Origin of the sequence: Burkholderia sp. MSMB1459WGS, assembly GCF_001534535.1 — a bacterium.
GTDB lineage: Bacteria > Pseudomonadota > Gammaproteobacteria > Burkholderiales > Burkholderiaceae > Burkholderia.
On sequence record NZ_LPMU01000059.1, the window covers coordinates 120,266 to 132,797 of the forward strand.

A 12,532-nucleotide genomic window follows, 5' to 3' on the forward strand; every position below is an offset into this window, starting at 1 on the left:
CCGATGAATATGGCAGAAAGCCACCTGAATCCCGTCGAGCGCAACGCTGCGCCTACCGGCACGCAAGATGCGGCGAACGGCCGTCCGCTCGCGCCGTTGAACGCGAAGATCGAGGTCAACAACCTCAACTTCTTCTACAACAAGTTCCACGCGCTGAAGAACATCAACCTGCGCATTCCCGAAGGGAAGGTGACGGCGTTCATCGGCCCGTCGGGCTGCGGCAAGTCGACGCTCTTGCGCACGTTCAACAAGATGTTCGCGCTCTATCCGGAGCAGCGCGCCGAAGGCGAAATCCTGATGGACGGCGAAAACCTGCTGACGACGAAGCGCGACATCTCGCTGCTGCGCGCGCGGATCGGCATGGTGTTCCAGAAGCCGACCCCGTTCCCGATGTCGATCTACGACAACATCGCGTTCGGCGTGAAGATGTTCGAAAAGCTCACGCGTTCGGAAATGGACGACCGCGTCGAGTGGGCGCTCACGAAGGCCGCGCTGTGGAACGAAGTGAAGGACAAGCTGAGCCAGAGCGGCTACGGGCTGTCGGGCGGCCAGCAGCAGCGTCTGTGCATCGCGCGCGGCATTGCGATCCGTCCGGAAGTGTTGCTGCTCGACGAACCGTGCTCGGCGCTCGACCCGATCTCGACGGGCCGCATCGAAGAGCTGATCGCGGAGCTGAAGAGCGACTACACGGTCGTGATCGTCACGCACAACATGCAGCAGGCCGCACGCTGCTCGGATTACACGGCCTACATGTACCTGGGCGAGCTGATCGAGTTCGGCGAGACCGAAAAGATCTTCATCAAGCCGGTGCGCAAGGAAACGGAAGACTACATCACCGGCCGCTTCGGTTGATGACGGAGAACAACAGTCATGTCGGATAAACATCTGTCGAGCCAGTTCGATGCGGACCTGAATGCCGTATCGTCGAAAGTGCTGGAAATGGGCGGCCTCGTGGAGTCGCAGATCGTCGGCGCGATGCACGCGCTGAACGAATTCGATCGCGGTGCGGCCGAGAAGGTGATCGCGGCCGAGGAAACGCTGAACGCGATGGAAGTGGACATCGACCAGGAGTGCGGCAACATCATCGCGCGGAGGCAGCCCGCAGCGCGCGACCTGCGTCTTTTGATGTCGATTTCGAAAACGATTACGAACCTCGAACGCGCCGGCGACGAGGCCGAGAAGATCGCGAAGCGCGTGCGCCGCCTGGTCGACGAGCCGGCCGCGCGCACGGTCAACATCGCCGAGATCAAGGTGTCGGGCGAGATGGCCGTGACGATCCTGCGCCGCGCGCTCGACGCGTTCGCGCGTCTCGATACGGTGGCCGCCGCGCAGATCGTCAAGGACGACAAGGAGATCGACATGGAGTTTCGCGCGTTCGTGCGCAAGCTCGTGTCGTACATGCAGGAAGATCCGCGCACGATCTCGGTCGGCCTCGATTACCTGTTCATCGCGAAAGCGATCGAACGGATCGGCGACCACGCGAAGAACATCGCCGAATTCATCATCTACATCGTGAAGGGCACCGACGTACGGCACCAGCCGCGCGACACGCTCGATCGCGAAGCCAACAGTTAATCGACTCCGTATAGGAAGAACAGAGGTGCCGATGCCCAGCAACATTCTCGTCGTTGAAGATGAGCCCGCGATTTCCGAACTGATCTCGGTGAATCTCCAGCACGCCGGTCACTGCCCGATCCGTGCGTACAACGCCGAACAGGCGCAGAACCTGATCAGCGACGTGCTGCCCGATCTCGTGCTGCTCGACTGGATGCTGCCGGGCAAGTCCGGTATCGCGTTCGCGCGCGACCTGCGCAACAACGAACGGACCAAGCACATCCCGATCATCATGCTCACCGCCCGCGGCGACGAGCAGGACAAGGTGCTCGGCCTCGAGATCGGCGCGGACGACTACGTGACGAAGCCGTTCTCGCCGAAGGAACTGATGGCGCGCATCAAGGCCGTGCTGCGCCGCCGCGCGCCGCAGCTGACCGAGGACGTCGTGTCGATCAACGGGCTGCGCCTCGATCCGGCCACGCATCGCGTCGCCGCACACGGCGACGGCAGCGAGATCAAGCTCGATCTCGGCCCGACCGAGTTCCGCCTGCTGCATTTCTTCATGACGCATCCGGAGCGCGTGCACAGCCGCACGCAACTGCTCGATCAGGTGTGGGGCGACCATGTGTTCGTCGAGGAGCGTACCGTCGACGTGCACATCAAACGATTGCGCGCGGCCTTGAAACCGGCCGGCTGCGATGCGATGATCGAAACCGTGCGCGGCAGCGGCTACCGCCTCGCCAAGCACGCGTAACGTATTCGGGCATGCCGTGTGCCGCGGCATGCCGTTCATTCTTTCGGACGCTGAATCATGAACATCATCTGGGCGCGCTTTCTGGTGTCGCTCGTGCTGCTCGTGCTGATCGGCGTATTGGTCGGCGTCTTCGCCGGCCCGACCGCGGGCCTTGCGTTCGTGATCGTGATGCTGGTCGCGCAGGGCTTTTTCAGCACTTTCCATACGCAACGTTTGTGGCGCCTGCTCGATGCGCCGGTCTACGGCGAAGTGCCGAGCGCGCCGGGCATCTGGGGTGAAATCTATTATCGGCTGCACAAGCTCGCGAAGCAGTGGCATGCTCAGGTGCGACAGGTCGAACAGCAGCACTCGCGCTTCATCCAGGCGATCCAGGCATCGCCGAACGGCGTCGCGATGCTCGACGACCACGACCAGATCGAGTGGTGCAACGCGATCGCCGAAGTCCATTTCGGGCTCGATGCGAAGCGCGACCTGCGCCAGCACATCACGAACCTGGTGCGCCATCCCGATTTCGTCCGCTACCTGAATGCGCAGCATTACGACGAGACGCTCGTGATGCGCGGCATGGGCGATTCGCGGCAGAACGTGCTGGCCGTGCAGGTGTTTCCGTACGGCGAGAACCGCAAGCTGCTGCTCACGCAGGACATCACCGAGCTCGAGCGCACCGACGCGATGCGGCGCGACTTCGTCGCGAACGTGTCGCACGAATTGAAGACGCCGCTCACCGTGCTGTCGGGCTTTCTCGAGACGATGCGCGAGCTGCCGCTGAACGAGGAGGATCGCGCGCGCTATCTCGACATGATGGAGCAGCAGGCATCGCGGATGCGGCACATCGTGACCGACCTGCTGGTGCTCGCGAAGCTGGAAGGCGAGAGCAAGCCGCCGGTCGATCACGCGATCGACATGCGTGCGGTGTTCGATCATCTGAAGGAGGATGCGCACACGCTGTCGAACGGGCATCACGACATCGCGTTCTCGATCGACGAGACGCTCGGCGTCACGGGCGCGCAGACGGAACTGTTCAGCGCGTTCGCGAATCTCGTCACGAACGCGATCCGCTATACGCCGGACGGCGGCAAGATCGTCGTGTCGTGGCGGCGCGAAGGCGCGCAGGGCGTGTTTTCCGTCACGGACAGCGGCTTCGGGATTCCGGCCGCGGACCTGCCGCGGCTCACCGAGCGCTTCTACCGCGTCGATCGCAGCCGTTCGCGCGATACGGGCGGCACGGGCCTCGGGCTCGCGATCGTCAAGCACGTGCTGCAGCGGCACGATGCGCATCTGTACGTGCAGAGCGAGGAAGGGCGCGGCAGTACGTTCACCGCACGGTTCCCGGGCTCGCGCATCATCGCGATCCGACCGGCCGCTTACGAGGCATGATCGCGTAGCGGCCGGCGTAAAAAAAGCAGCCCGCGGGCTGCTTTTTTTTGGCGAAGCGGCGCTCGACCCGCATCGCGCCGAGGGCTCACGAGCAGAATTTCGCGAGTAACCCGAGCTGCGCGTTGCGGATCGTCTTGCCGGTGCGACGGCGGCGATAGTGGCCGTCGCTGTGCATCTGCCATGCCGACTGATTGTCGCCGAGGCACACCGACAGCCCTTCGGCGATCACGCGCCGCTTGAGCTTGCGCTCGCGGATCGGGAACGCGACTTCGACGCGGCGGAACAGGTTGCGGTCCATCCAGTCGGCACTCGACAGATAGACGTCCTCGGCGCCGCCCGCGTGGAAATAGTAGATGCGGTGGTGTTCGAGGAAGCGGCCGACGATCGAGCGCACCGTGATGTTTTCCGACAGCCCCGGCACGCCGGGCTTCAGCGCGCAGACGCCGCGCACGATCAGGTCGACCTTGACGCCGGCCTGCGACGCTTCGTACAGCGCGGCGATCACCGACGGCTCCAGCAGCGCGTTCATTTTCGCGACGATGCGCGCGCGCTTGCCGGCCTGCGCATTGACGATCTCCGCGCGGATCGAATCGATGATGCGCGGATGCAGCGTGAACGGCGACTGCCACAGCTCGTGCAGCGTCAGTTCGCCGCCGATCCCGGTCAGTTGCTGGAATACGTGATGAACGTCCTCGCAGATCTTCTGGTCGGCCGTCATCAACCCGAAGTCGGTGTAGAGGCGCGCGGTGCGAGGATGGTAGTTGCCGGTGCCGAGATGCACGTAGCGGCGCAGCGACGCCTTGCCGGCCTGCACCACGCGTCGCACGATCAGCATCATCTTCGCGTGGCACTTGTGGCCGACCACGCCGTACACGACATGCGCCCCGACGGCTTCGAGCTGCGACGCCCAGTTGATGTTGGTTTCCTCGTCGAAGCGCGCGAGCAGCTCGACGACGACGGTCACTTCCTTGCCGTTGCGCGCGGCTTCCATCAGCGCGTCCATCAGCGGCGAGTCGGTGCCGGTGCGGTAGATCGTCTGCTTGATCGCGACGACGCTCGGGTCTCTCGCGGCCTGCTGCAGCAGTTCGAGCACCGGCTGGAAACTCTCGTACGGGTGGTGCAGCAGGATGTCGCCGGCGTCGATCGCGTCGAACATCGTCGGCGCGTTGGTGATGGCGGCAGGCGTCGATGCGGTAAACGGCGTGAACTTCAGGTCGGGTCGGTCGACGAGATCGGGAATCTGCATCAGGCGCACGAGGTTCACGGACCCGGCCACGCGATAGCAGTCCTTGTCGCCGAGTTCGCTTTCCTCGAGCAGGCGTCGCACGATGTGCAGCGGCGTGTCGGCCGACACTTCGAGGCGTACCGCGTTGCCGAGGTGGCGCGCGGGCAGTTCGCCCTGCAGCGCGACACGCAGGTTCGTGATTTCGTCTTCGTCGACGAACAGCTCGCTGTTGCGCGTGATGCGGAACTGGTTGCAGCTCTTCACGACGAGTTGCGGGAAGAGTTCGCCGACGAAGCGCTGCATGAACGAGCTCAACAGCACGAAGCCGTGCTCGAAACCCGACAGCGCATGCGGCATGCGCACCACGCGCGGCAGCGCGCGCGGCGCCTGCACGATGCCCATCACGGCCTGGCGACCGAACGCGTCGCGGCCTTCGAGCTCGACGACGAAGTTCAGGCTCTTGTTCAGCACGCGCGGGAACGGATGGGCGGGATCGAGGCCGATCGGCGTCAGCACGGGCAGCAGCTCGTCGAGGAAGTAGTGGCGCGCCCATTCGAGCTGCTCGTCGTTCCACGAGTCGCTCGCATGGAAGTAGATGCCTTCCTGTTCGAGCGCCGGCAGCACGGTTTCGTGCAGCATCGTGTACTGTCGATGAACGAGCCGCTGCGCGCGTTCGACGACGAGATCGTAAGCGTGCTGTAACGACATGCCGTCGGGCGTCAGCGCGCCGGGGTTGTCGCGGATTTGTTCCTGCAGGCCGGCCATCCGGACTTCGAAGAATTCGTCGAGGTTGCTGCTGGTGATGCAGATGAAGCGCAGGCGCTCGAGCAACGGCACTTGCGGATCGGCCGCCTGGGCCAGCACGCGCTCGTTGAAACCGAGGATGCCGAGTTCACGATTGAGAAGCGGGTAACGGACGGACATCGGCAGAGTAGGGGGGAATTCAGGCGATGAATCGAAAGGACGCTCGGAAACTCTCACGGTACGATGACGTGCTGATGACAACAATGGTTTTATATCGGGAAATTCTACGCCGTAACCGTTTCGTCGCATAAATGTTTCGGCTATATGGAATCGAGCCGTATGCATGCCCGTGAAGCGTGGCAACGGCAAGCGTTCCACGCTTAAAATGTCGCCTTTGATTGATCGCCCGCGGTTGCCGGAACGGCTGCCGCGGAAGAACGCGCACGGAGCCCCCTTCTGATGGTTACAACTCCCCACTTGCTGGCTGCCGTGGATCTCGGCTCGAACAGCTTCCGGCTGATCGTCGGGCGCGTCGAGGAAACGCCGGCGGGCAGCCAGATCTATCCCGTCGACGCGCTGCGCGAGCCGGTCCGGCTGGCCGCCGGCCTGTCGAGCGACAAGATGCTCGATCGCGCGTCGCAGGAGCGTGGCTGGGAGGCGCTCAAGCGGTTCGGCGAGCGCCTGCGCGATTTCCATCCCGATCATGTGCGCGCGGTGGCGACCAACACGCTGCGCGTCGCGAAGAACGCCGCCGAATTCCTCGGCGAGGCCGAGGCGGCGCTCGGGTTCCCGATCGAAGTGATCGCGGGCCGCGAAGAGGCGCGCCTCATCTATGCGGGCGCCGCGCACTCGGTGCCGGCGAGCGCCGGCAAGCGGCTCGTCGTCGACATCGGCGGCGGCTCGACCGAATTCATCATCGGTTCGCACTACACGCCGATCGTGATGGAGAGCCTATATATCGGCTGCGTGAGCCATAGCCGCGCCTTCTTTCCGGCCGGCAACGTCGACGAATACACGATGCGGCAGGCCGAACTCGCGGCCAAGCGCGAGATCCAGATCATTTCGAGCGAATACAAGAAGGCCGGCTGGGACCAGGCGATCGGGTCGTCCGGCACCGCGCGCGCGCTCGCGGAACTCGTCGAGGCGAACGGCTTCAACGATCCGGGCATCACGCACGGCATTTCGCGCGGCGGCCTCGAGCGGCTCAAGCGTGCGCTGATCAAGGCGGAGAACGTCAACCGGCTGAAGCTGATCGCGCTGAAGCCCGACCGCGTGCCGGTGCTCGCGGGCGGTCTGGCGATCATGCTCGCGGTGTTCGAGGAGCTGGGCGTCGACTACGTCGATACGACCGACGGCGCGCTGCGCCTCGGCGTGCTGTACGACCTGCTCGGCCGGACGCAGCACGAGGACATGCGTGCGGTGACCGTCGAGGGTTTCATGCGCCGCTACGGCGTCGATCGTGCGCAGGCCGAGCGGATCGGCGCGCTCGCGGGGCGTTTCTACGACGAGCTCGAGGAAGACGACGAGGAAGCGCGCGAGGAAGGGCGGATGTTCCTCGGCTGGGCGGCCGCGTTGCACGAGATCGGCCTGTCGATCTCGCACAGCGCGTATCACAAGCATTCGGCCTATATCGCGAGCAACGCGGACATGCCGGGTTTTTCGCGCACCGACCAGGCGCGGCTCGCCGCGCTCGTGCTCGGCCATGCAGGCAAGCTCGGGAAATTGTCGCAGGCGCGCGAGGTCGAGTGGCCGCTGCTGTTCTGCTTGCGGCTCGCGGCGCTGCTGTGCCGGCGCCGGACCGACGCGGGGCTGCCCGACATTTCCGTTTCGCAGATGAAGAAGGGCGGCTATGAGGTGCGTCTGCCGAACGCCTGGGTCGAGCAGAACCCGTTGACCGACTACAGCCTCAGCCAGGAGGCGGCGGAGTGGGAGAAGGTCGGTATCCCGTATCGCGTGGTGTATACCGGCGCGTGACGGGGCGATAGCGGGCCGGAAGGCGCGTGGGCTCCGGGTGGAGCGATGCCGGCGGCGCGCACCCGTCAGGCGCGGCCGCACCAGCGTGCCGGCGGTCCGCTCAGTCCGACGAGCAGACGATCGCGGTCAGGAACGGGAACGCCTGCTTGACGGTTGCGTCGCTGCCGGCCTTGCGCACGGCTTCCTCGACCGAGCTCTTGGTGCCGCGCACGACGACGCCGTAAGCCCAGTCGCCGATCGGCGTGCCGTCGCCAGGACGGAAGATCGGGTCATTCGCCTGGTAGCCGAGCACGACATAGACGCCGAAGCCGTAGGCCGTCAGCGGGCGGTTCGTGCGGAACGCATTGACCGAGTTGGATTCGACGTGCATCGGCTCCGACTGGATGTCGCCGGCGGCGAGCAGCGGCGCGACGAACTTGTGGCCGGTCGAATGGCAGTCGAGCGCGTCGTCGAGCGCTTTCGCCGACGCAGAGCCGGCGGTGGCGAGCACGAGCAGCGACGCGCAGAGGGCTGGCTTGAGAACGTTGTTTTTCATGCGCGGTTGCGGGTTGTTCATTCGTATTATCGCGTGTTCCAGCAAGTTTCGTGCGCGGGCTTGGCGGTGTATGCGCGGGTGCGTCGATGCGGTGGTTGATCCGTGCCCGGACCGCGCGCCGCGCGTGCCGAAAAACGGGTGAGCATCCAAGATGCCGGCAAAAATCGCCCGTAAACGGAAAAAGGGATTACGGTGTTCAACCGTAATCCCTTGATTCCTTTGGTCGGAGCGAAAGGATTCGAACCTTCGACCCTCTGATCCCAAATCAGATGCGCTACCAGGCTGCGCTACGCTCCGACGAGCCAAAGATAATAACGTCGAATGACCGATTCGGTCAATCACGATATGCGGGTAAATGCCCCGACCGCGAACCGGCCGCGATTTGCGACAATTCTCGTGAGATCGGCCGCCCCGCGCGCCGAAGCAAGGAGAACATCATGATGAACCTGATCCTGTGGCGCCACGCCGAGGCCGAAGATTACGCGACGAGCGATCTCGCGCGCCAGTTGACCGTGCGCGGCCGCAAGGATGCGCAGGCAATGGCCAAATGGCTGCGCGGCCGTCTCGAGACGAATACCGTGATCCTCGCGAGCCCGGCGGCGCGCACCGTACAGACCGTCGAGGCACTGACCGACCAGTACCGTACCGTCGACGCGCTTGCCCCAGGCGGCGGCGTCGACGACGTGCTGGCAGCGGCCGGCTGGCCGGAAGGCATCGCCCCGACGGTCGTGATCGTCGGCCATCAGCCGACGCTCGGCAGCGTCGCCGCGCAATTGATCGCCGGCGGCGACGACAGCTGGAGCATCAAGAAGGGCGGAATCGTGTGGCTGGCGAGCCGCACGCGCGACGGCAGCCGGCAGGCCGTGCTGCGGGCGGTCCTGACGCCCGAATTGGTGTAAGGCCCGTCTGAATTGGTTTGAAGGGATTGATCATACCGTTTCGCGAGCTTTCTGCTAAAGTCAAATCGGCGACACGTCATTGAAAGGACACGGTCGTGCCACATAACGGTCACGGCCGATTACTACATTGGCGGGCATGTCGTCCTATTCCTTACGACCAGGAAAGCCTAATGCGAGAACTGCCGACGCCTACGCTCCCTTTTGCCTCGCTGCCCCTCGACACGTCGCGGCGTCACCTGCCGCGCGCCAGTGAAACCGTCACATCGGAGTATCGCCTGCGCGCCGCATGGGCGCGTACGGAAGACGAATTGCGCGAAGCCCAGCGCCTGCGCTACAGCGTGTTCGCCGAAGAGATGGGCGCGCAGGTCAGCGGCCCTTCCGGGCTCGACGTCGATCCGTTCGACGCGTATTGCGACCACCTCCTGGTCCGCGATCTCGACACGTTGAAAGTCGTCGGCACGTACCGCGTGCTGCCGCCGCACCAGGCGGCGCGTGTCGGCCGCCTGTACGCCGAAGGCGAATTCGACCTGTCGCGGCTCACGCACCTGCGCGGCAAGATGGTCGAGGTCGGCCGCTCGTGCGTGCACAGCGACTACCGCAGCGGCGCCGTCATCATGGCGCTGTGGGGCGGCCTCGGCGCGTACATGATGCAGAACGGCTACGAAACGATGCTCGGCTGCGCGAGCGTGTCGATGGCCGATGGCGGTCACTATGCGGCGAACCTGTACCAGTCGCTGTCGGCAGGCTCGCTGACGGCGCCCGAGTATCGCGCGTTCCCGCACACGGCGCTGCCGGTCGACGAACTGCAGACGGGCACCGTGGTCGCGCCGCCGCCGCTGATCAAGGGTTACCTGCGTCTCGGTGCGAAGATTTGCGGCGCACCGGCCTGGGATCCCGACTTCAACTGCGCGGATTTCCTGACGCTGTTCCGCCTGTCGGACATCAACGCGCGCTACGCCCGCCACTTCCTAGGCTGAGCGGGTCGAATCGCGTCGCACCTTCCGAGGTGCGGCGCGCGCAAGCGAACGCCGTCGCGTGGCCTGTGCCGCGCGACGGCGTTCGTGTATGCGGTTCACGTGTGCGTACCTGGCCCCTGATAATTTTCAGCGATACGCAGCGATCACCGTGCCGCGGGGCGGCACGTTCGCGGTGGCCCCGAGGAGGGCCGTACGGCAGCGGCGCGCGCTCAGTGCTTGCGCCGCCAGTCGAGCAGGTGGTGTTCCGCCATCCAGTGGTGGATCATCCCTTCGCCTTCGTGGCTGCGCTTGTATTCGCGCGACTCGAAGTACGACAGCGCGACCAGCACCATCACACCGATGAACAGGCCGATCAGGCCCGCAATTTCCTCAGACGACATGGCAGCCTCCTTTCAACGGCACAGCGCCATGCGTACATAGTAGGACATGCACGGCGCAACCCCGAAACCGGATTTCCGCTAGACTCGGCGCGGTCCCGGCGTGCGATGGGCGCGCTGTTTTCTGGAGCCCTACCTGATGAGCCGTATCATGCTGGCCGTGCTGGTCGCATCCCTTCTTGCCGCCTGCAGCAGCGATCCCCGCCAGGCGCGCCGCGGTCACCCGCCCGAGGATCCGGCCGACTATCGCGGCGTGCCGACCGACATGACGCCGCCGTCGATGCTCGACGCGCCGTCGCCGAAACCCGTGCAGTAACGGTCGCTCGGCCCCGCTGTCACGCGCGGGCCGCGGATGCGGCCTGCGGGTCCGCGCCAATGCGCTGCAACAGCGCCGGCAAGTAGCGCGCGAGCGTCGCGCCGCGCGCCGCCATGAACAGCAGTAGCGCGAACCAGAGACCGTGATTGCCGAACGTGTCGACGGCGGCGAGCGTGGCCGCGATGAAGATCGACAACGACACGACCATCGCGCGCATCAGCGACTGCGTCTGCGTCGCGCCGATGAACACGCCGTCGAGAAGGAAGCCCCAGACCGACACGATCGGCGAGATCGCGGCCCACGGCAGGTAGCGCAGCGCGACGGCGCGGATCTCGGCCTGATCGGTCAGACGCGCGACGATCCAGCCGCCCGCGGCCCAGTAAACGAGCGCGAACAGCAGCGCACCGAGCGCCGACCAGAACAGCGTGACGCGCACGGCTTGCCGGAATGCGTGGCGATCGCGCGCGCCGGCCGCCGCGCCGACGAGCGCCTCGGCCGCATGCGCGAAGCCGTCGAGGCCGTACGCCATGAAGGTCTGAAAATTCAGCAGCAGCGCATTCGCGGCGAGTGTCGCGTCGCCTTGTTTTGCGCCGAGATGCGCGAACCACCCGAATGCGCCGAGCAGGCACAGGGTGCGCAGGAAGATGTCGCGATTGAGCACGATCAGCCGCTTGAGCGCGACCCGATCGGCAAGCGCGCGTACCGCGAGCGGTGCAAGGCCGCGCGGCCGCAGCCGCCACAGCATCCACGCGCCGAGCGCGAAGCCGCACGCGTCCGCGGTGGCGGTCGCGGCGCCGATGCCGGCGATGCCCCAACCGAAACCGTACACGTAGAGCAGCACGGCGCCGATGTTCACCGCATTGATGAACACCTGTGCGACGAGTGCGAGCCGAACGCGCTGCACGCCGAGCAGGTAACCGAGCACCACGTAGTTCGCGAGCGCGAACGGCGCGCTCCAGATCCGTGCGTGGCTGTATGCGAGCGCCGTCGTGTGGACGGCGTCGCTGCCGCCGAGCGCGGACAGCGCGAACGACAGCAGCGGCGCCTGCAGCGCGAGCACCGCGGCGCCGAGCGCGAACGCGACGATCAGCGCGCGCAGCAGATTCAGGCGGATCCCGGCGGCGTTGCCGGCGCCATGCGCCTGCGCGACGAGGCCGGTGGTTCCCATCCGCAGGAAGCCGAAGCCCCAGAACACGAAATTGAAGAACAGCCCGCCGAGCGCGACGCCGCCGAGATATTGCGCCCCGTCGAGGTGGCCGGCGACGGCCGTGTCGACGGCGCCGAGGATCGGCTGGGTCAGGTTCGCGACGACGATCGGGAACGCGAGCGCGAGGACGCGCCGATGCGTGACGGCGGCCGCAGCGCCGCCGGCCCCGTGAGGTAAGGCGGATTCGGACATGGCGGACGCGTCAGGCGCGTTCCTGTACGCAGACCCACGGCGAGACGACGACCGCCCACAGTTCCGGATTGCGCGCCGCGTAGTCGGCTGCGGTCTCGGCCGGCATGCGCGCGACGAGGCCGGACGACAGCCAGCGCGTGACCTGTTCGGTATCGTCGCTGGCGACCGCTTCCGCGACGCTGACGAGATCGAGGTCGCGCGCAACCGACAGCAGCTTGCCCTGCGCGAAGAAGCGCTCGAGATCGCACCAGTCGATCTTGGCGGTCTCGCCGAGGAGTTTGGCGTAGAGCGGGCTGTGCGGCGCGCCCGTGGCGGAGTGTTGATCAGAGGACATCGGTTTCTTGGAAAAACTGCGTGGCGCCACTATAAACCATCCGGCCGGGCGGGCCGAGCGAGCGGGC

Annotated in this window: 13 protein-coding genes and 1 tRNA gene; 8 read left to right on the forward strand and 6 right to left on the reverse strand. The window is 65.6% G+C overall.

Annotated features, from left to right (window positions below; translation table 11 throughout):
- The first annotated feature begins 3 nt into the window (after positions 1–3).
- The 4 genes from pstB to phoR are packed head-to-tail and all read left to right on the forward strand — an operon-like array spanning position 4 to position 3,685.
- Positions 4–852: a phosphate ABC transporter ATP-binding protein PstB gene (gene pstB, locus WT97_RS21925; RefSeq protein ID WP_059501988.1), complete on the forward strand. Its 849-nt coding sequence runs from the start codon at positions 4–6 to the stop codon at positions 850–852.
- Positions 853–870: 18 nt separating this feature from the next.
- Positions 871–1,575 (forward strand): phosphate signaling complex protein PhoU, encoded by a 705-nt coding sequence (gene phoU / locus WT97_RS21930; RefSeq protein WP_060354410.1) that lies wholly within the window; start codon positions 871–873, stop codon positions 1,573–1,575.
- A gap of 31 nt (positions 1,576–1,606) precedes the next feature.
- Positions 1,607–2,308 (forward strand): phosphate regulon transcriptional regulator PhoB, encoded by a 702-nt coding sequence (gene phoB, locus WT97_RS21935; RefSeq protein ID WP_006750313.1) that lies wholly within the window; start codon positions 1,607–1,609, stop codon positions 2,306–2,308.
- Between the two features lie 57 nt (positions 2,309–2,365).
- Complete coding sequence (gene phoR, locus WT97_RS21940) at positions 2,366–3,685, forward strand: phosphate regulon sensor histidine kinase PhoR (protein WP_060354411.1); 1,320 nt, start codon at positions 2,366–2,368, stop codon at positions 3,683–3,685.
- Positions 3,686–3,770: 85 nt separating this feature from the next.
- Here the strand turns inward: phoR and ppk1 are convergent, their stop codons facing one another.
- On the reverse strand, positions 3,771–5,834 hold the full coding sequence (gene ppk1 / locus WT97_RS21945) for a polyphosphate kinase 1 (RefSeq protein WP_059501994.1): 2,064 nt from the start codon (positions 5,832–5,834) through the stop codon (positions 3,771–3,773).
- Between the two features lie 279 nt (positions 5,835–6,113).
- Here ppk1 and ppx point away from each other — a divergent pair, with 279 nt between their 5' ends.
- On the forward strand, positions 6,114–7,628 hold the full coding sequence (ppx, locus tag WT97_RS21950; RefSeq protein WP_059501996.1) for an exopolyphosphatase: 1,515 nt from the start codon (positions 6,114–6,116) through the stop codon (positions 7,626–7,628).
- 100 nt (positions 7,629–7,728) lie between these two features.
- Here ppx and WT97_RS21955 read toward each other — a convergent pair whose 3' ends face one another.
- Both WT97_RS21955 and WT97_RS21960 read right to left on the reverse strand, forming a co-directional pair.
- Positions 7,729–8,163, reverse strand: coding sequence for a hypothetical protein (locus WT97_RS21955; protein ID WP_059502123.1), 435 nt, complete (start codon positions 8,161–8,163; stop codon positions 7,729–7,731).
- A gap of 220 nt (positions 8,164–8,383) precedes the next feature.
- Positions 8,384–8,460 (reverse strand) — tRNA-Pro (locus tag WT97_RS21960).
- Between the two features lie 140 nt (positions 8,461–8,600).
- On the opposite strand from WT97_RS21960, the gene sixA reads away from it, so the two are divergent.
- The gene (gene sixA / locus WT97_RS21965) at positions 8,601–9,062 is read left to right on the forward strand and encodes a phosphohistidine phosphatase SixA (RefSeq protein ID WP_059501998.1); all 462 of its coding nucleotides are present in this window, start codon (positions 8,601–8,603) and stop codon (positions 9,060–9,062) included.
- A 170-nt stretch (positions 9,063–9,232) separates the two neighbouring features.
- Positions 9,233–10,039: a GNAT family N-acetyltransferase gene (locus tag WT97_RS21970; RefSeq protein WP_034206968.1), complete on the forward strand. Its 807-nt coding sequence runs from the start codon at positions 9,233–9,235 to the stop codon at positions 10,037–10,039.
- 209 nt (positions 10,040–10,248) lie between these two features.
- Here the strand turns inward: WT97_RS21970 and WT97_RS34650 are convergent, their stop codons facing one another.
- Positions 10,249–10,419: a hypothetical protein gene (locus WT97_RS34650; RefSeq protein WP_175888554.1), complete on the reverse strand. Its 171-nt coding sequence runs from the start codon at positions 10,417–10,419 to the stop codon at positions 10,249–10,251.
- Positions 10,420–10,555: 136 nt separating this feature from the next.
- On the opposite strand from WT97_RS34650, the gene WT97_RS34655 reads away from it, so the two are divergent.
- The gene (locus WT97_RS34655) at positions 10,556–10,732 is read left to right on the forward strand and encodes a hypothetical protein (RefSeq protein ID WP_095211771.1); all 177 of its coding nucleotides are present in this window, start codon (positions 10,556–10,558) and stop codon (positions 10,730–10,732) included.
- A gap of 19 nt (positions 10,733–10,751) precedes the next feature.
- On the opposite strand, the gene WT97_RS21975 is transcribed toward WT97_RS34655, so the two are convergent.
- Positions 10,752–12,131: an MATE family efflux transporter gene (locus WT97_RS21975; RefSeq protein ID WP_060354412.1), complete on the reverse strand. Its 1,380-nt coding sequence runs from the start codon at positions 12,129–12,131 to the stop codon at positions 10,752–10,754.
- 10 nt (positions 12,132–12,141) lie between these two features.
- The gene (locus WT97_RS21980; RefSeq protein ID WP_059792427.1) at positions 12,142–12,465 is read right to left on the reverse strand and encodes a DUF2288 domain-containing protein; all 324 of its coding nucleotides are present in this window, start codon (positions 12,463–12,465) and stop codon (positions 12,142–12,144) included.
- Between the last annotated feature and the right edge of the window lie 67 nt (positions 12,466–12,532).

Excerpts from the sequence above, each read along its gene's own strand:
- sixA (WP_059501998.1), top strand. The coding sequence starts at position 8,601 with ATGATGAACCTGATCCTGTGGCGCCACGCCGAGGCCGAAGATTACGCG.
- pstB (WP_059501988.1), top strand. The coding sequence starts at position 4 with ATGAATATGGCAGAAAGCCACCTGAATCCCGTCGAGCGCAACGCTGCG.
- phoU (WP_060354410.1), top strand. The coding sequence starts at position 871 with ATGTCGGATAAACATCTGTCGAGCCAGTTCGATGCGGACCTGAATGCC.
- WT97_RS21975 (WP_060354412.1), bottom strand. The coding sequence starts at position 12,131 with ATGTCCGAATCCGCCTTACCTCACGGGGCCGGCGGCGCTGCGGCCGCC.
- ppx (WP_059501996.1), top strand. The coding sequence starts at position 6,114 with ATGGTTACAACTCCCCACTTGCTGGCTGCCGTGGATCTCGGCTCGAAC.
- WT97_RS21980 (WP_059792427.1), bottom strand. The coding sequence starts at position 12,465 with ATGTCCTCTGATCAACACTCCGCCACGGGCGCGCCGCACAGCCCGCTC.
- phoR (WP_060354411.1), top strand. The coding sequence starts at position 2,366 with ATGAACATCATCTGGGCGCGCTTTCTGGTGTCGCTCGTGCTGCTCGTG.
- WT97_RS21970 (WP_034206968.1), top strand. The coding sequence starts at position 9,233 with ATGCGAGAACTGCCGACGCCTACGCTCCCTTTTGCCTCGCTGCCCCTC.
- WT97_RS21955 (WP_059502123.1), bottom strand. The coding sequence starts at position 8,163 with ATGAAAAACAACGTTCTCAAGCCAGCCCTCTGCGCGTCGCTGCTCGTG.
- phoB (WP_006750313.1), top strand. The coding sequence starts at position 1,607 with ATGCCCAGCAACATTCTCGTCGTTGAAGATGAGCCCGCGATTTCCGAA.
- WT97_RS34655 (WP_095211771.1), top strand. The coding sequence starts at position 10,556 with ATGAGCCGTATCATGCTGGCCGTGCTGGTCGCATCCCTTCTTGCCGCC.
- WT97_RS34650 (WP_175888554.1), bottom strand. The coding sequence starts at position 10,419 with ATGTCGTCTGAGGAAATTGCGGGCCTGATCGGCCTGTTCATCGGTGTG.
- ppk1 (WP_059501994.1), bottom strand. The coding sequence starts at position 5,834 with ATGTCCGTCCGTTACCCGCTTCTCAATCGTGAACTCGGCATCCTCGGT.